Genomic DNA, 17,406 nt, shown 5'->3' on the forward strand with positions numbered 1-17,406 from the left:
TTTTTCAATGGCCTGCTAGCCGGCGAAGCCCAGGCGCTGGCGCCAGCGGTTCTCCAGCTTCTCGGTGTCATGATCCATGGGATGGAAGCCCGGGCGGTAGTAGTCGAGGTAGGGGCCGATCAGCTTGGTGAAGAAGCCGTGGCGCAGGCCGAACAGCTTCTTCAGACCAAAGCCCCAGCTGCGCCAGTTGAACAGCTGGCCATCCTTGCGCAGCAGGTGCAGCTGGAACCAGCCGATCACGCCGAGGAACATCACGGTGGTCAGCATCATCACCAGCACGCGGGTGAAATAGCCGCCGTAGACCGTCTGGTAGACGTCGTAGCACACCGCCTTGTGCTCATTCTCCTCGATCGCGTGCCACATCCACAACTGGTACAGCTTAGGATCGTTCATCTGCGTGGTGAGGTCTTCGCGCTTGAGCAGTTGCTCGGCCATGGTCGCGGTGAAGTGCTCCAGCGCGCAGGTGGCCGCCAGACGCTGCTTCTTGGTGCTGAAGCGGGTCGTCCATTCCAGCAGCACCTTGATGCGCAGCTCCAGGCGCTCCAGGTCGATACCGTGCTCATTGGCGTAGTCGTTGTAGGCGGCGTGTTCCTTGGAGTGCATGGCCTCCTGACCGATGAAGGCGCTGATGTCCTTCTTCAACTGCGGTTCACTGACCTGGTCACGCACGGCGCGCACGCTGTCGACGAAGAATTTCTCGCCATAGGGAAACAGCGATGACAGGTTGTTCATGAACTGGCTCATGAAGGGGTCGTCGTAGAACCAGTACTTGGGCGTGGCGGTAAAGCTGAAGTCCATGCGGCGAACCGGGAAGCTGGATTTCGGCTGGGGCAGGGTGGCGCTTGCAGTCATCGTTCGAGTCCTCTTCTGGGAGTCGGGCTCCCGATTGTTGTGCGGCTCTGGGTGACGACACTCGGCTCGCGCAAACGCTGCAACGAGGCGAGTGTGTCTATGAACGATGTAACTATCGGACGTCGACAGCATCGGGCGCTGCCAACTTTAGGCGGGAACTGCGTATGCGCGGCCGGCCCGAGGCGATTCCGGGCCGATGCGTGCCAGCAGGTTATTGCTCGTCGAGGGCGAAGGCGGTGAGGCTGAAAGTGGGGATACCGGCGTCCTGCAGCTTCTGCGAGCCGCCCAGCTCCGGCAGGTCGATGATCGCAGCGGCCTCGAACACCTTTGCGCGCAGGCGGTGCACCAGGTTGGCGGCGGCGATGAGGGTACCGCCAGTGGCGATCAGGTCATCGAAGATCAGCACCGAATCGCCTTCGCACAGGCTGTCGGCGTGCACTTCGAGGAAGGCTTCGCCGTATTCGGTCTGGTAGCCCTCGCTGAGTACGTCGGCCGGCAGCTTGCCCTGCTTGCGGAACAGCACCAGGGGCTTGTTCAGCTCATAGGCGATGATCGAGCCGATCAGGAAACCACGGGCGTCCATGGCGCCGATATGGCTGAACTCGGCTTCCACGTAACGCTGGATGAAGCTGTCGGCGACCAGGCGCAGTGCACGCGGCGACTGAAACAGCGGGGTGATGTCGCGGAACACCACGCCAGGCTTGGGGAAGTCCACCACCGGGCGGATCAGAGTCTTGATGCTGAATTCGTCGAAAATCATGAGATGTCCTGCGTATTTCGGGCAAACGAAAGCGCCGCATGGGCGGCGCTGTCATGAAGGAGGCCGTCGGCGCCGACAGGGCGCCAGACGGGCTTAGATGTCGATATTGCCGCCGGCCAGGGCGCACAACTCGATCGGGTCGAGGATATGCACTTCCTTGCCTTCGGCTTCGAGCAGCTTGTTCTGCTGAAAGCGGGTGAACACGCGCGAGACGGTTTCCACGGCCAGGCCCAGGTAATTGCCGATCTCGTTGCGCGACATGGCCAGGCGGAACTGGTTGGCCGAGAAGCCACGGGCGCGGAAGCGTGCGGAGAGGTTGACCAAGAAGGTGGCGATGCGCTCGTCGGCGGTCTTCTTCGACAGCAGGAGCATCATCTGCTGATCGTCGCGGATCTCGCGGCTCATGATACGCATCAGCTGGCGGCGCAGTTGCGGCAGTTGCAGGGCCAGGTCATCGAGGCGCTCGAAGGGGATCTCGCACACCGAGGTGGTTTCCAGCGCCTGCGCCGAGACCGGATAGCGTTCCCCGTCGACCCCAGACAGGCCAACCAGCTCGCTGGGCAGGTGGAAGCCGGTGATCTGCTCCTCGCCGGAATCGCTCAGACCGAAGGTCTTCAGCGCACCCGAGCGTACGGCGAATACCGAGCCGAAGGCATCGCCCTGGCGGAAGAGGAACTCGCCTTTCTTCAGGGGGCGGCCACGCTTGACGATTTCGTCGAGGGCGTCCATGTCCTCCAGGTTCAGCGAGATAGGCAGGCACAACGCAGCCAGGCTGCAATCCTTGCAATGGGCTTGGTGCTGCGTACGCAGCTTGATGTTCTCTGACATCGGTCGGCTTCCTGAGGGACACGCAATGCGGCTAAGGGTACCGCAGGGTGAGCAGGGCGACCAGATAGGATGCACCTTGATTGAGCACTCAAGTTTTCGCATCAGCTGCCGATTATCGAGCGAGGTTCAAGGAATTCAGGCCATGAGAATCGATAACGGAACTCTGCACACCAGTGTTACCGGTGTTGCCCAGCGACAATATGACCTAGCTCAGACGAAAACCGCATCTGTATCGATTGCTGAGCAGGAGTCTGATTTAGAGGGGCAGACCAGTCAGGACAAGACGAGCATTTCCGACAAGGCTTATGCCGCCCTCGGTGCGGAAAAGGCAAGCTCAAGTGGGTCGACCAGTAGCGCTGAGCAGCTAGAAAAGATGATCAAGCAGCTCAAGCAGCAGATCAAAGAAAAACAGGACGAGCTACAGCGAGTCATGACGGATAGCTCTCTCGATGACGAGGATCGCCTGCAGCAGGCACAGGCGATCCAGGCCGAGTTAGCCATCCTGCAGGCCTCTCTGGTGTACGCCTATAACAGTCTGGCCGAGTTGGAGGCGTAGGGTTCAGATCACCCGCGAAAAGCGTTGCCGCACCTGATCATTGAGGTAACGGTCGAACAGCATGCACAGCGAACGCACCAGTAGACGCCCGGCTGGGCGCACGCGGATAGCGCGCTCGCTCAGCTCGATCAGCCCATCGTCATGCAACTGCTGCAGATCCGCCCAGAGCTCGGCGAAATACGCGCGAAAGTCGATGCCGTAGGCCTGCTCGATACCACGAAAATCCAGTTCGAAATGACAGATCAACTGTTGGATCACGGCACGTCGCAGGCGGTCGTCTGCATTGCAGTGCAAGCCGCGGCGGGTCGCCAACTGGCCATTGCCCAGGCTCTGCTGGTAGTTGTTGATGTCGCTGTCGTTCTGGCTGTACAGATCGCCGATCTGGCTGATGGCCGACACACCGAGGCCGATCAGATCGCAATGACCGTGCGTGGTGTAGCCCTGGAAGTTGCGCTGCAGGGTACCTTCCTCCTGCGCCACGGCCAGCTCGTCGTCCGGCAGGGCGAAGTGATCCATGCCGATGTAACGGTAACCGGCCTTGGCCAGTTGCTCGATGCTGGCCTGCAGCATGGCCAGCTTGTCCGCCGCAGCCGGCAGATCCTCGGTATTGATGCGCCGTTGTGGCATGAAGCGTTCGGGCAGGTGGGCGTAATTGAATACCGAGAGGCGATCAGGCTGCAGGGCGATCACTTCGGCCACGGTGCGGGCGAAGCGCTCCGGCGTCTGCTTGGGCAGGCCGTAGATCAGGTCGATGTTGATTGAGCGGAACTGCAGGGTGCGTGCCGCCTCGATGATGGCGCGGGTTTCCTCCAGAGTTTGCAGGCGGTTCACGGCGCGCTGCACTTCCGGGTCGAGATCCTGCACGCCGAGGCTGACGCGGTTGAAGCCCAATTCGCGCAGCAGGCCCATGGTCGACCAGTCCGCTTCGCGCGGGTCGATCTCGATGCTGTAGTCGCCGGAATCGTCGTCGAGCAGGTTGAAGTGCTGGCGCAGGTGCTGCATCAGGCGGCGCAGTTCGTCGTGGCTGAGAAAGGTCGGCGTACCGCCACCGAAGTGCAGTTGCTCTATGACCTGTTCCTTGCCCACGTAGCGGCTGACGATCTCGATTTCACGCTCGAGCTTTTCCAGATAGGGCAGGGCACGGCCGCGATCCTTGGTGATCACCTTGTTGCAGGCGCAGTAGTAGCAAATGTGCGCACAGAACGGCACGTGAATGTAGAGCGACAGTGGTCGGCCTGCCTTGCGGCTGTCGCGCAGCGCATGCAACAGGTCGAATGGGCCGATGTCGTCGTGAAACTGCACGGCGGTCGGATAGGAGGTGTAGCGCGGGCCGGCGAGATCGTAGCGGCGGATCAGGTCGGCATCCCACTGGATGGCGTCGAGCATGGGAAAGAATCCTGGACAGGCTGTGTGGGCAGTCTAGGGATGCAGACGGGTGGGGGCCTTGACCTGAATCAAGGGGCATTGCAGGTTGCGCCACGCCGGGCCTTGCAGGCAGACGCCTGGTTCAGGTCAAGGCGTGGCAGGCACCCTAGCGCTCGAACAGGGTCTCGAAGGCATCTAGGCTCAGAAGGAATGAGGATTTGGCGTTGCCTTGGCTGTCGCCGTAGCGGTGCTTGTAGTGATGTTCCTGCGCGCCATCCTCGATCAGTCGAGCGACTCCGGCAAAGGGCAGGCGATAGATCCCGGCCAGGTGTTCGACACGTCCGAACTGCGACTGTGTCTGCGTCCAGTCCACCCAGAAATAGATGTCGATGCCTGGGTAGAGCATACGGTAGCGCTCGTAGTCCTTGCGATTGAAGGTGACGGTACGTCGCGGATCCATGCCGTAGCGGCTGGAGAGGAAGAAGGGAGTGTTCTGCACCTTCAGATCCGCCACGCGACCCGCCACGATCAGATCCGGCGCGTAGGGATCATGCTGTTTTTCGGGGTTTTCCTGCGCGGGCACGTTCAAACGGTCGTTGCACAGGGCGACGAAGCGTCGTTCCAGTTCGAGCCCGTGATGACACCACCAGTGCTTGTCTTCGGTGTCGTGAATGATTCCATCGTTACGCTGCGTCATAGAGCCTCCATGCGATCCGTCGTCCATCGACAGGTCAATCCTAGTGCATCGCGGGGCGCCTGACAGTGCGTTCAGTGCCCCATCAGCCAGTGCTGGTGTGGGCCGGGTAGCGTCCAGATACCGAAGAGAATGACCAGCAGGCCACCAGCGACGCGCACCCCTTGGCGACGTAGCAAGGCGGTGATGCGCTCGGCGGCCAGCCCGGTGGCCAGCAAGACGGGCCAGGTGCCAAGGCCGAACGCCAGCATCAGCAGGGCGCTGTCCACTGCATTGCCCTGGCTCGATGCCCAGAGCAGCGTGCTGTAGACCAGCCCGCAGGGCAGCCAGCCCCATAGCGCGCCCAACACCATGGCCTTGGGGATGCTGCTGACCGGCATGAAGCGCCGAGTCAGGGGCTGGATATGCCGCCATATGCCACGCCCCAGCGCTTCGATGCGCGTCAGCCCGCTCCACCAGCCGGCCAGGTACAGGCCCATGGCGATCAGCAGCAGGGCAGCGAGGCTGCGCATGAACACTTCGGCGCTACTGCCAGCCACGGCCCAACCGGCCAGGCCGAGGAGCAGGCCGGCGGCGCTGTAGCTGAGAATGCGTCCGAGGTTGTAGGCCAGTAGAAGACGCAGGCGCTTGCCGCGTTGCTCCGGGGGAATCGCCAGGGTCAGCGCGCCCATCAGCCCGCCGCACATGCCCAGGCAATGGCCGCCGCCCAGCAGGCCGAGAATCAGCGCCGAGACCAGCAGGGGCGCCAGTTCAAGCACCGGGTTTGTCCTGCTTGCCCTGTTCTTCGGCCTGCTCCACGCCTGCCTTGTGCAGCGGATCCTCGTCGTCGAAGAGGATGCTGTGCGCCGGGCTGTCGAGGTCGTCGTACTGGCCGCTGTCCACCGCCCAGAAGAACAGCCAGATGGCGAACGCGACCAGGGCGATGGCGACGGGAATTAGGATGTACAGGGCGGACATACGCTCTCCATGGTGGCTGTAGGAGCGAGCTCTGCTCGCGAAGAAGCTGTTCGGGCTTCGCTTGCTTGCAGATTACCGGCTCAGGCGCAATGCGTTGAGCACCACTAGGAGTGAGCTGAACGACATGCCGACCGCGGCCCAGATGGGGGTGATCCAGCCAAAGGCGGCAAACGGTAGAACCATGCCATTGTACAGCGTCGCCCAGCCCAGGTTCTCGATGATGATCCGGCGCGTGCGCTTGGCCATCTCCAGGCCCTGCACCAGGCTGCTCAGGCGGTTGGAGAGCAGCACCGCATCGGCGCTGGTCTTGGCCAGGTCGGAGGCCGAACCCATGGCCACGCTGATATCGGCCGCAGCCAATACCGGCACATCATTCACACCGTCGCCGAGCATCAGTACCCGGCGGCCTGCGCCATGCAACTGCTTGAGTACGGCCAGCTTGGCATCCGGCGTGAGGCCGCCACGGGCATCCTCGATGCCCAGTTGGCGGGCGACTTCGCCGACCATGGGCGAGCTGTCGCCGGACAGCAGGTGGATATGCCAACCACGGGCGCGTGCGGCGGCGATCAGTTCGGGCGCGTCTTCGCGCAGGCGGTCGTCGAGGACGAACCAGGCCAGCGGGCCCTGTTCGTCGCCCAGCAGCAGCCATTGGCCATGCTCGCTGGTGATGGTCGGTATGGCCTGGTTGCTCAGGGCGCAGACGAAACCCGCTTCCCCGATGCGCAGCAGGCGGCCGTCGACGCGGCCCTGCAGACCCTGACCAGGATGGCTGTCGACCGCTTCGGCAGCCCGTGGTGCCTGGCCGAAGGCGCGGGCGATGGGGTGTTCGGAGCGGTTTTCCAGGGCGGCGGCCAGTGCCAGGCAACTGTCCTGATCGAGTTCGCGCAGCGGATGGATAGCACTGAGGGTCAGGCGGCCTTCGGTGAGCGTGCCGGTCTTGTCCAGCACCAGCGTGTCGATATGGTTGAGTCCTTCGAGCACGTGGCCGCGGGTTAGCAACAGCCCCAGCTTGTGCAGGCTGCCGGTGGCGGTGGTCAGCGCCGTCGGCGTGGCCAGGGCCAGGGCGCAGGGGCAGGTGGCTACCAGCAGCGCGAGCACGACCCAGAAGGCGCGGCTGGAGTCGATTTCCCACCAGATGAAGCCGACCAAAGCGGCGGCCAGCAGGATGAACAGCAGGAACCACTGCGAAACCCGGTCGGCGATCTCCGCCAGGCGCGGTTTCTCGCTCTGCGCACGTTCCAGCAGGCGGACGATGGCAGACAGGCGTGTGGCATCACCCAGGGCCTGCACTTCCAGCGTCAGTGGGCCTTCGACGTTGAGCGTGCCGGCCGTGACGCTGTCGCCGACACTACGCGGCTGCGGCAGGTATTCACCCGTGAGCAGGGATTCGTCGACGCTGGATTGTCCATCGAGGATGCGCCCGTCCGCCGGGATCAGCGAGCCCGGCTGCACCAGCACGCGCTCGCCCTCGCGCAGTTCGCTGAGCAGGATGCGCTGGCTCTGGCCGTCGGCATCCAGGCGCAGGCAGGAGGCCGGCAGCAGCTTGACCAGTTGTGCGGTGGCCGCCGCTGTGCGCTCTCGGGCGCGTCGCTCCAGGTAACGACCGGCGAGCAGGAACAGGGCGAACATGCCGACCGCATCGAAATACAGCTCGCCAACGCCGGTGACGGTCGACCAGATGCCGGCCATGTAGGCGCCGCCAATGGCCAGCGAGACGGAGATGTCCATGGTCAGGTGACGGGTGCGCAGGTCGCGCAGGGCGCCACGGAAGAACTGGCCACAGCAGTAGAAGACGATCGGGGTGGTGAGGAACAGGCTGGTCCAGCGCAGAATCTTGTCCAGCTCGGGCGTCAGGTCGACGTTGAATTCCGGCCAGGTGGCCATGGCGGCCATCATCACCTGCATCCACAGCAGGCCGGCCACGCCCAGTTCGCGCATGCGTCGGCGGTTTTCCGCAGCCAGGCGCTCGGCAGCCTGGTCGGACTGCCAGGGATGGGCGGCATAGCCGATGCGGCGCAGCTCGGCGAGCAGCTTGCTCAGCGGCAGCTGGCTGTCCTGCCAGCGTACCTGCAGGCGGTGGTTGGACAGGTTCAGGTGCGCTTCTGCCACACCCGGCACGCCGCGCAGGTGCTTCTCGATCAGCCAGCCGCACGCCGCGCAACTGATGCCCTCGATCAGCAGTTGGGTCTCGCTCAGCTCGCCCTCGTGCTGGACGAAGGGTCGTTGCACGTCACTGCGATCGTAGAGTGCCAGCTCGTCAGGCAGCGCCTGTGGCAAGGCCTGCGGATTGGCGGAGTTCTCGCTGCGATGGCTGTAGTAATGCTCCAGGCCCCCGGCGACGATGGCTTCGGCGACCGCCTGGCAGCCTGGGCAGCAGAGTTCGCGCTCTTCGCCGAGCACCATGGCATGAAAACGGCTGCCGGTGGGTACCGGCAAGCCGCAGTGATAGCAGGGAGTAGGTGAGGGCATCGGCAGGGTCAGTAGGACGGGTTGTCGCCGATCTTGATGATGCCACCGTCGGTGATGTTCTCTTCCTCGAACAGCCGCCAGTTCTGGCTGCCTTCCTGGCCGAGCAGTTCGACGAAGCGGCGACCGCTGACCTCGTCGACCATCTGCCCACGGTATTGACCGTCAGCGGCCGGTTGCAGGATGACGCGGCGATCACGCTCCGGCTGGGTCGGGGAAATCAGGTTGAGCACGATCTGCTGCGGCCGGCTGTTGCCTTGCAGGCTGAGCAGCGCGGTACCAGTGGCGTTGTCCAGAACCAGCTCACCATGCAGTTGCAGGCGCTCGGCCAGCTTCTCTCGCTCCAGTGACTGGTTGATGCCCTTGCCGACGTCGTAGTAGTCATCGGAAATCAGGCCCGGAGGATTCTTGCTGGCCAGGGTGAGCAGGGCCAGGCCCTGCACCACGGAATAGCCCAGCAGGGCGATGATGAACCAGGGCCAGAACTGCTTGTACCAGGGTTTGACTGGCGATGGTGCTTGCTCGGACATGCTCTTTCCGTTGTCAGCGGACGCTGGGGCCGATAAAGCGGCTGTCGGCGTCGTTCTTGATACTGGGGTCGTCCGCCGATTGTACGTGGAAGACGATGTTATTGGCGCTCGAGGGCAGTTTTTCCGGGGCGATGGACAGCTCCACCGGGAAGGAATACACCTCGCCTGCCAGGGCACGCACCTCGCGCTTGCCTTCGTAGACCAGGCCGTCGAGACCGTCGGCGCTGATCACATAGGTCATGTCGCGTTGCGCCTTGTTCATGATCTTCAGGGTGTAGACGTTCTCGATGTAACCGCGCTCGTTCTCGCGGAACAGCACGCGATCCTTGAGCACATCCAGTTCCACAATCGGGCGATTGGCCACGGCCCAGGCGAACAGACCGATCATGGCCACCAGCGCCACAGCGTAGCCGATCAGGCGCGGGCGCAGCAGGTGGGTCTGGCGGCCGGACAGGTTGTGTTCAGTGGTGTAGCTGATCAGCCCCTTGGGATAGTTCATCTTCTCCATGATGCTGTCGCAGGCGTCGATGCATGCGGCGCAGCCGATGCATTCGATCTGCAGGCCGTCACGGATGTCGATGCCGGTGGGGCAGACCTGCACGCACATCTTGCAGTCGATGCAGTCGCCCAGGCCCTGGGCCTTGTAGTCGGCGTCCTTCTTGCGCGGGCCGCGCGATTCGCCGCGGCGTGGATCGTAGGAGACGATCAGGGTGTCCTGGTCGAACATCACGCTCTGGAAGCGGGCGTAGGGGCACATGTAGATGCACACCTGCTCGCGCAGCCAGCCGGCGTTGCCGTAGGTGGCGAGGGTGAAGAAACCGATCCAGAACACCGCCCAGCCGTTGGAGTCTAAGGCCAGCAGTTCGGGGATCAGCTCGCGAATCGGCGTGAAGTAGCCGACGAAGGTCAGTGCGGTGACCAGCGAGACCCCCAGCCAGATGGCGTGCTTGGCGGCCTTGCGCGCCAGCTTGTTGCCACTCATGGGCTGCTTGTCGAGCTTCATGCGCTGGTTGCGGTCGCCTTCGGTGACCTTTTCCGCCCACATGAACACCCAGGTGAACACGCTTTGCGGGCAGGTGTAGCCACACCAGACGCGCCCGGCGAACACGGTGATGAAGAACAGGCCGAAGGCGCAGATGATCAGCAGCCAGGACAGCAGCATGAAGTCCTGTGGCCAGTAGGTGGCGCCGAAAATGTGGAACTTGCGCTCCGGCAGGTTCCACCAGACGGCCTGGCGGCCTTCCCAGTTCAACCACACGGTGCCGAAGAACAAAACGAAGAGCAGGGCACCGCCGACGCGACGCAGATTGCGGAACAGGCCTGTGAAGGCGCGCGTATAGATCTTCTCGCGGCTGGCGTAGAGATCGACGCCGGCGTTCTTGCTTGAAGGAGGGGTGACGTCCTGGACGGGAATCTGTTCGCTCATCAATGCATACCACGGCAGTTGGTTGGCAGCCCGGGCCGATACGTGCCGGTCAGGGTCGTTTCACAGTGTCTATATGGTACGCCTGAAAGACAACGCCCGGGTGCGACGAGCAGTCGCGACCCGGGCGTTCATTGACCCTTGTCAAAAGAGTCGGTTGTGCTACTGCTCTTTGCTCTGGTGCGAGAGGCTGTACACGTAGGCAGCCAGCAGGTGCACCTTGTCGTTGCCAAGGAATTCTTCCTGGGCCGGCATCTTGCCGTGGCGACCGTAGCGGATGGTCTGCTGCAGTTGCGCGTAGCTGCTGCCGTAGATGAACGCTGCCGGGTTGGTCAGGTTCGGCGCGCCCATGGCAGGGGTACCCTTGCCGTCGGCGCCGTGGCAGGCGAAGCAGGTGCCGGAGAAGACTTTCTGGCCGGCCGCGATGTCGGCTTCCACGCCTTCCGGCAGTTGACGACCGCCCAGTTGAGTCAGCACGTAAGCCGCGACGTTGCGTACGCCGTCTTCGCCGATGGCCGGGCCTTGAGCCGGCATTGCACCTTCACGACCCTTGAGGATGGTGGTCTTGATGGTTTCCGGCTCGCCGCCCCAGCGCCACTCGTTGTCGGTCAGGTTGGGGAAGCCGTAGCTGCCCTTGGCATCGGAGCCGTGGCAGACCGAGCAGTTGGAGGCGAACAGGCGACCACCCATTTTCAGGGCTTGCTCGTCCTTGGCCACTTCCTCGATCGGCATGGCGGCGTACTTGGCGAACAGCGGGCCGTATTGCTCATCGGCGCGCGCCATTTCCTTCTCCCACTGGTGCACACCGGTCCAGCCGGCATGACGCATGGAACCGTCGGCGATCTGTACGCCTGCGGCGAAGGGGGTCTGCTTCTCGCTGTCGACGTAGTCGTAGCCAGGCAGCAGGCCTTTCCAGTTGCCCAGGCCCGGGTACAGGGCCAGGTAGCCGAGGGCGAAGATGATGGTGGCGACGAACAGCATGAACCACCACTTGGGCAGCGGGTTGTCATACTCCTCGATGCCGTCGAAGCTGTGGCCGACGGTCTCGTCGGTCACTTCCTGGCGCTGGCCCTTGCGGGTGCCGAAGATCAGCCAGGTCAGGGCGAAGATGGTGCCCAGGGAGAGGATGGTTACGTACCAACTCCAGAACGTGGTCATTGGTTATTGCTCCTGGAAGAGTCTTGATCGCGCTTGGTTTCGGGATCATCGGCGAAAGGCAGGTTGGCGGCCTCGTCGAAGCTCGACTTGCGCTTGCTGCTGTAAGCCCAGAGCACCACGCTGATGAAAGCGATGAACACCACCGCCGTGCCGATTCCGCGAATAGTCCCGATATCCATGGCGTCTTACCGTTTGTTCTTGATGGAAGTGCCGAGAACCTGCAGGTACGCGACCAGCGCGTCCATTTCGGTCTTGCCTTTCACTGCATCACGGGCACCGGCGATGTCTTCGTCGGTGTAGGGGATGCCGAAGCCACGCATGACTTCCATCTTCTTGGCGGTGTCCTTGCCATCGAGCTTGTTCTCGACCAGCCAGGGGTAGGCCGGCATCTTCGACTCGGGCACGACGTTACGCGGGTTGTACAGGTGGGCGCGATGCCACTCGTCCGAGTAGCGGCCGCCGACGCGGGCCAGATCCGGGCCGGTACGCTTGGAACCCCACAGGAAGGGGTGATCCCAGACGCTTTCGCCAGCGACGGAGTAGTGGCCGTAGCGCTCGGTTTCGGCGCGGAACGGACGGATCATCTGCGAGTGGCAACCAACGCAGCCGTTGGCGATGTAGATGTCACGGCCTTCCAGTTGCAGCGCGGTGTAGGGCTTGAGGCCTTCGACCGGCTCATTGGTGACGTCCTGGAAGAACAGCGGAACGATCTGGGTCAGGCCACCGATGCTGACAGCGATCACCATCAGCAGGGCCATCAGGCCGATATTCTTCTCGATGATTTCGTGTTTCATCAGTGAGCTACTCCGGCGGGAATCTGCGCAGCCGCATCGTATTCAGCCGGCTTGGCGGCACGCACGGTGCGGTAGGTGTTGTAGGCCATCAGCAGCATGCCGGTGACGAAGAAGGCGCCGCCGATCATGCGCACGATGTAGCCCGGGTGGCTGGCCTGCAGGGCTTCAACGAAGGAGTAGGTGAGGGTGCCGTCTTCGTTGACTGCGCGCCACATCAGGCCCTGGGTGATGCCGTTGACCCACATCGAGGCGATGTAGAGCACGGTACCGATGGTAGCCAGCCAGAAGTGAGCGTTGATCAGGCCGATGCTGTGCATCTGCTGGCGACCGAACACCTTGGGAATCAGGTGGTACAGCGAGCCGATGGAGATCATCGCTACCCAGCCGAGGGCGCCAGCGTGCACGTGGCCGATGGTCCAGTCGGTGTAGTGGGACAGGGCGTTGACGGTCTTGATGGCCATCATCGGGCCTTCGAAGGTCGACATGCCGTAGAACGCCAGGGAGACCACGAGGAAGCGCAGTATCGGGTCGGTGCGCAGCTTATGCCAGGCGCCGGACAGGCTCATCATGCCGTTGATCATACCACCCCAGCTCGGAGCCAGCAGGATGACCGACATCGCCATGCCCAGGGACTGTGCCCAATCCGGCAGTGCGGTGTAGTGCAGGTGGTGCGGGCCGGCCCAGATGTACAGGGTGATCAGCGCCCAGAAGTGCACGATGGACAGGCGGTAGGAGTAGATCGGACGCTCGGCCTGCTTGGGTACGAAGTAGTACATCATCCCCAGGAAGCCGGTGGTCAGGAAGAAGCCCACGGCGTTGTGACCATACCACCACTGGATCATGGCGTCGGTGGCACCGGCATACATGGAGTAGGACTTGGTCAGGCTGACCGGTACTTCCATGCTGTTGACGATGTGCAGCATCGCGGTGACCAGGATGAACGCACCGAAGAACCAGTTGCCCACATAAATGTGCTTGGTCTTGCGCTTCATGATGGTGCCGAAGAACACCAGCAGATAGGTGATCCAGACGATACCCAGAAGGATGTCGACCGGCCACTCCAGCTCGGCGTACTCCTTGGAGCTGGTGTAACCCAGCGGCAGGGTGATCACGGCGAGCACGATCACGGCTTGCCAGCCCCAGAAGGTGAATGCAGCCAGACCGTCGGAGACCAGGCGCGTTTGGCAGGTGCGCTGGACGACGTAGTAAGAGGTGGCGAACAGTGCACATCCGCCGAAGGCGAAGATCACTGCGTTGGTGTGCAGCGGGCGCAGACGGCCGAAGCTGGTCCACGGCAGGCCTAGGTTGAGTTCCGGCCACACGAGTTGTGCGGCGATGAACACGCCTAGACCCATCCCAATGACCCCCCAGATCACCGTCATAATGGCGAACTGGCGGACCACCTTATAGTTATAAGCAGTCTGACTGATTGCTGTGCTCATGCTAGGGGTTCCACGGTTAATGGATTTTTATGGGGCAAAAATCGGCGGCAAGTATGGAGAAAGCAAGTAGCCATTGCAACGCAGCATGCCGACACGATCAGGGCTTCAGGGCCTTTCGGGAGCACCTTTCCAGGTGCTCTGCGGTGACCGCTGAGAGCGTTTTGCGCAACCAGTTTGCGCAGCGCCAAGAAGGGATCGCCTTGTAGTTGTCAACGATGGCGACTGAAAGCGAGCTTAGCCCAGATCAAGGAATGTGCAGGGCTATTGGTCGGCTAGTGCGACACTGGGTCGCACAGAGGAGGGCCGGTGGCCGCGGATGCGACCACCGGTGGGGGCGGGGTTACTTCTCTTCGCTGTGGCTCAGCTTGTAGACGTAGGCGGCCAGCAGGTGGGCCTTGTCGTTGCCGAGGAAGTCTTCCTGGGCGGGCATGTTGCCGTTGCGACCATAGCGGATGGTCTGTTGCAGTTGTGCGAAGCTGCTGCCGTAGATGAACGCGGCCGGGTTGGTCAGGTTCGGTGCGCCCATGACCGGAGTGCCCTTGCCGTCGGCGCCGTGGCAGGCGAAGCAGGTGCTGGAGAAGATTTTCTGACCTGCGGCGACATCTGCCACTTCGCCTTCCGGCAGTTCGCGGCCACCCAGTTGGGTCAGCACGTAGGCGGCGACGTTGCGCACGCCGTCCTCGCCGATGGCGGCGCCTTGCGGCGGCATCATGGCATGGCGACCCTTGAGGATGGTGGTCTTGATGGTCTCCGGCTCGCCGCCCCAACGCCAGCTGGTGTCGGCCAGGTTGGGGAAGCCGTAGCTGCCCTTGGCGTCGGAGCCATGGCACACCGCGCAGTTGGAGGCGAACAGACGGCCGCCCATTTTCAGTGCGCGCTCGTCCTTGGCCACTTCCTCGATGGGCATGGCCGCGTACTTGGCGAAGATCGGGCCGTACAGCTCATCGGCACGATCCATCTCGCGCTGCCACTGGTTGACCTGGGTCCAACCGTCCTTGTAGCCGGGCAGTACACCCTTGAAGTTACCCAGGCCCGGATAGAGCAGCAGGTAGGCTGCGCCGAACACCAGGGTGCCGAGGAACAGCATGAACCACCACTTGGGCAGCGGGTTGTCGTACTCCTCGATGCCGTCGAAGGCGTGGCCCATGGTCTGTTCGGTCGGGTTCTTGTGCACCTCGCTCTTGCGGGTGGCGAAGATCAGCCAGAACAGCGCGACCATCGTGCCGACGGTGAGCAGGGTGATGTAGATGCTCCAGAAGGCTGTCATGCTTCATTACTCCAGACATCGGGCTTGTCGTCGGCGAACGGCAGATTGGCCGCTGCGTTGAACTCGTCGCGGCGGTCGCCGCTATAGGCCCAGAAGGTGACTGCGGTGAAGGCGATCAGTACCAGTGCGGTACCCAAGCCGCGCAACGTACCCACATCGATGAACTCGAACATGGCGCTTACCTCTTGTTCTTCACGGCGGTGCCGAGCACCTGGAGGTAGGCGACCAGCGCGTCCATCTCGCTCTTGCCCTTGACCGCGTCGCTGGCACCGGCGATGTCGGCGTCGCTGTAGGGCACGCCGAGGGTGCGCAGGGCGCTCATCTTCTTGGCGGTGTCCTTGCCGTCGAGGATGCCTTCCACCAGCCAGGGGTAGCCGGGCATCTTCGACTCGGGCACGACGTTGCGCGGGTTGTACAGGTGAGCGCGGTGCCACTCGTCCGAGTAACGGCTGCCGACGCGGGCCAGATCCGGGCCGGTACGCTTGGAGCCCCACAGGAAGGGGTGATCCCAGACGCTTTCGCCAGCGACGGAGTAGTGACCGTAGCGTTCGGTCTCGGCGCGGAAGGGGCGGATCATCTGCGAGTGGCAGCCGACGCAGCCTTCGCGGATATAGATGTCGCGGCCTTCCAGTTGCAGGGCGTTGTAGGGCTTGAGGCCTTCGACCGGCTCGTTGGTGACGTCCTGAAAGAACAGCGGAACGATCTGGGTCAGGCCGCCGATGCTGACCGCCAGGATCATCACCAGCGCCATCAGGCCGATGTTCTTCTCGAGAATCTCGTGTTTCATCAGTGGGCTCCTTCTACCGAGAACTGCGCGGCCGCTTCCATTTCCACGGATTTGGCGCTACGCACGGTCAGCCAGACGTTCCAGGCCATCAGCAGCATGCCGCTGAAGAAGATGGCGCCGCCGATCACCCGCACCACGAAGCCGGGGTGGCTGGCTTCCAGCGCCTCGACGAAGGAGTAGGTGAGGGTGCCGTCTTCGTTGACTGCGCGCCACATCAGGCCCTGGGTGATGCCGTTGACCCACATCGAGGCGATGTAGAGCACGGTGCCGATGGTGGCCAGCCAGAAGTGGCCGTTGATCAGGCCGATGCTGTGCATCTGCTCGCGACCGAACACCTTCGGAATCAGGTGATACAGCGAGCCGATCGACACCATGGCAACCCAGCCGAGGGCGCCAGCGTGCACGTGGCCGATGGTCCAGTCGGTGTAGTGGGACAGGGCGTTGACGGTCTTGATGGCCATCATCGGGCCTTCGAAGGTCGACATGCCGTAGAACGCCAGCGACACCACGAGGAAGCGCAGGATCGGGTCGGTACGCAGTTTGTGCCAGGCACCGGAGAGGGTCATCATGCCGTTGATCATGCCGCCCCAGCTCGGGGCCAGGAGGATCAGCGACATCACCATGCCCAGGCTCTGCGCCCAATCCGGCAGCGCGGTGTAGTGCAGGTGGTGCGGGCCGGCCCAGATGTACACCGCGATCAGCGCCCAGAAGTGGACGATGGACAGGCGGTAGGAGTAGACCGGGCGACCGGCCTGCTTGGGCACGAAGTAGTACATCATCCCCAGGAAGCCTGCGGTGAGGAAGAAGCCCACGGCGTTGTGGCCGTACCACCACTGGATCATGGCATCGGTCGCACCCGCATACAGCGAGTAGGACTTGGTCAGGGTGACCGGGATTTCCATGTTGTTGACCAGGTGCAGGATGGCTACGGTGAGGATGAACCCGCCGAAGAACCAGTTACCTACATAGATGTGGCTGACCTTGCGCTGCATCACCGTGCCGAAGAAGACGATGGCGTAGGACACCCACACGATGGTGATCAGGATGTCGATCGGCCATTCCAGTTCGGCGTATTCCTTGGAGCTGGTGTAGCCCAGTGGCAGGCTGATGGCTGCAAGCAGGATCACCAGTTGCCAACCCCAGAAGGTGAAGGCCGCCAGTTTCGGTGCGAACAGCGTGGTCTGGCTGGTGCGTTGCACCGCGTAGTAGCTGGTGGCGAACAGGGCGCAGCCACCGAAGGCGAAGATCACCGCATTGGTATGCAGCGGGCGGAGCCGGCCGAAGCTGGTCCACGGCAGGTTGAAGTTCAGTTCGGGCCAGGCCAGCTGGGCAGCGATGAATACGCCGAGTCCCATGCCGACGATGCCCCAAACCACCGTCATAATGGCGAACTGGCGAACCACCCTGTAGTTGTAGGCGGAACGGGTTGTTGTGTTCATGTCTGGGCTTCCATCCACGGTTATGGCAGAGCGGCCGACATCCGTGGCACCCCTAGGCATGAGCAGGCCATGAACACCACGGATATCG

19 protein-coding genes are annotated in these 17,406 nt (G+C 62.8%); 1 reads left to right on the top strand and 18 read right to left on the bottom strand.

Annotated elements, in window-relative coordinates:
* Positions 1–15: 15 nt before the first annotated feature.
* From VC352_RS19605 to fnr, 3 genes are all read right to left on the bottom strand, one after another.
* Positions 16–852: a metal-dependent hydrolase gene (locus VC352_RS19605; RefSeq protein WP_322981192.1), complete on the bottom strand. Its 837-nt coding sequence runs from the start codon at positions 850–852 to the stop codon at positions 16–18.
* 211 nt (positions 853–1,063) lie between these two features.
* Positions 1,064–1,612, bottom strand: a complete 549-nt coding sequence (locus tag VC352_RS19610) for an adenine phosphoribosyltransferase (RefSeq protein WP_322981193.1) — start codon at positions 1,610–1,612, stop codon at positions 1,064–1,066.
* A 93-nt stretch (positions 1,613–1,705) separates the two neighbouring features.
* Positions 1,706–2,440, bottom strand: a complete 735-nt coding sequence (gene fnr / locus VC352_RS19615) for a fumarate/nitrate reduction transcriptional regulator Fnr (RefSeq protein WP_322981194.1) — start codon at positions 2,438–2,440, stop codon at positions 1,706–1,708.
* A gap of 142 nt (positions 2,441–2,582) precedes the next feature.
* On the opposite strand from fnr, the gene VC352_RS19620 reads away from it, so the two are divergent.
* Positions 2,583–2,996 (top strand): FlxA-like family protein, encoded by a 414-nt coding sequence (locus tag VC352_RS19620; protein ID WP_322981195.1) that lies wholly within the window; start codon positions 2,583–2,585, stop codon positions 2,994–2,996.
* Between the two features lie 3 nt (positions 2,997–2,999).
* On the opposite strand, the gene hemN is transcribed toward VC352_RS19620, so the two are convergent.
* The 15 genes from hemN to ccoN (VC352_RS19695) form a co-directional block, all read right to left on the bottom strand.
* On the bottom strand, positions 3,000–4,382 hold the full coding sequence (gene hemN / locus VC352_RS19625) for an oxygen-independent coproporphyrinogen III oxidase (RefSeq protein ID WP_322981196.1): 1,383 nt from the start codon (positions 4,380–4,382) through the stop codon (positions 3,000–3,002).
* A gap of 145 nt (positions 4,383–4,527) precedes the next feature.
* A complete protein-coding gene (locus tag VC352_RS19630) occupies positions 4,528–5,058 on the bottom strand; it encodes a hypothetical protein (protein ID WP_322981197.1) in 531 nt (176 codons plus the stop codon).
* A gap of 71 nt (positions 5,059–5,129) precedes the next feature.
* Positions 5,130–5,813 carry a sulfite exporter TauE/SafE family protein gene (locus VC352_RS19635; RefSeq protein WP_322981198.1) on the bottom strand — a complete coding sequence of 228 codons (684 nt, stop codon included), beginning with the start codon at positions 5,811–5,813 and terminating at the stop codon, positions 5,130–5,132.
* Positions 5,806–6,012, bottom strand: coding sequence for a cbb3-type cytochrome oxidase assembly protein CcoS (ccoS, locus tag VC352_RS19640; protein WP_322981199.1), 207 nt, complete (start codon positions 6,010–6,012; stop codon positions 5,806–5,808). Before ccoS ends, VC352_RS19635 begins: the two co-directional genes overlap by 8 nt.
* Before the next feature lie 72 nt (positions 6,013–6,084).
* Entirely contained in the window at positions 6,085–8,481 is a 2,397-nt protein-coding gene (locus tag VC352_RS19645) for a heavy metal translocating P-type ATPase (protein WP_322981200.1), read from the bottom strand.
* Positions 8,482–8,489: 8 nt separating this feature from the next.
* Positions 8,490–9,008, bottom strand: coding sequence for a FixH family protein (locus VC352_RS19650; RefSeq protein WP_322981201.1), 519 nt, complete (start codon positions 9,006–9,008; stop codon positions 8,490–8,492).
* Between the two features lie 13 nt (positions 9,009–9,021).
* Positions 9,022–10,434: a cytochrome c oxidase accessory protein CcoG gene (ccoG, locus tag VC352_RS19655; RefSeq protein ID WP_322981202.1), complete on the bottom strand. Its 1,413-nt coding sequence runs from the start codon at positions 10,432–10,434 to the stop codon at positions 9,022–9,024.
* 159 nt (positions 10,435–10,593) lie between these two features.
* Entirely contained in the window at positions 10,594–11,589 is a 996-nt protein-coding gene (gene ccoP, locus VC352_RS19660; RefSeq protein ID WP_322981203.1) for a cytochrome-c oxidase, cbb3-type subunit III, read from the bottom strand.
* Positions 11,586–11,768, bottom strand: coding sequence for a cbb3-type cytochrome oxidase subunit 3 (locus VC352_RS19665; RefSeq protein ID WP_159972978.1), 183 nt, complete (start codon positions 11,766–11,768; stop codon positions 11,586–11,588). Before VC352_RS19665 ends, ccoP (VC352_RS19660) begins: the two co-directional genes overlap by 4 nt.
* Before the next feature lie 6 nt (positions 11,769–11,774).
* Complete coding sequence (gene ccoO / locus VC352_RS19670; protein ID WP_322981204.1) at positions 11,775–12,383, bottom strand: cytochrome-c oxidase, cbb3-type subunit II; 609 nt, start codon at positions 12,381–12,383, stop codon at positions 11,775–11,777.
* On the bottom strand, positions 12,383–13,825 hold the full coding sequence (gene ccoN, locus VC352_RS19675) for a cytochrome-c oxidase, cbb3-type subunit I (protein ID WP_322981205.1): 1,443 nt from the start codon (positions 13,823–13,825) through the stop codon (positions 12,383–12,385). Before ccoN (VC352_RS19675) ends, ccoO (VC352_RS19670) begins: the two co-directional genes overlap by 1 nt.
* 340 nt (positions 13,826–14,165) lie before the next feature.
* Positions 14,166–15,092, bottom strand: coding sequence for a cytochrome-c oxidase, cbb3-type subunit III (ccoP, locus tag VC352_RS19680; protein ID WP_322981206.1), 927 nt, complete (start codon positions 15,090–15,092; stop codon positions 14,166–14,168).
* A complete protein-coding gene (locus tag VC352_RS19685; RefSeq protein ID WP_322981207.1) occupies positions 15,089–15,265 on the bottom strand; it encodes a cbb3-type cytochrome c oxidase subunit 3 in 177 nt (58 codons plus the stop codon). The genes ccoP (VC352_RS19680) and VC352_RS19685 overlap by 4 nt, the downstream gene beginning before the upstream one ends.
* Before the next feature lie 5 nt (positions 15,266–15,270).
* Entirely contained in the window at positions 15,271–15,879 is a 609-nt protein-coding gene (gene ccoO, locus VC352_RS19690; protein WP_322981208.1) for a cytochrome-c oxidase, cbb3-type subunit II, read from the bottom strand.
* Positions 15,879–17,318, bottom strand: coding sequence for a cytochrome-c oxidase, cbb3-type subunit I (ccoN, locus tag VC352_RS19695; RefSeq protein ID WP_322981209.1), 1,440 nt, complete (start codon positions 17,316–17,318; stop codon positions 15,879–15,881). The genes ccoO (VC352_RS19690) and ccoN (VC352_RS19695) overlap by 1 nt, the downstream gene beginning before the upstream one ends.
* Positions 17,319–17,406: the final 88 nt, after the last annotated feature.

It is taken from the genome of Pseudomonas sp. C11 (genome assembly GCF_034683865.1).
Taxonomy (GTDB): Bacteria; Pseudomonadota; Gammaproteobacteria; order Pseudomonadales; family Pseudomonadaceae; genus Aquipseudomonas.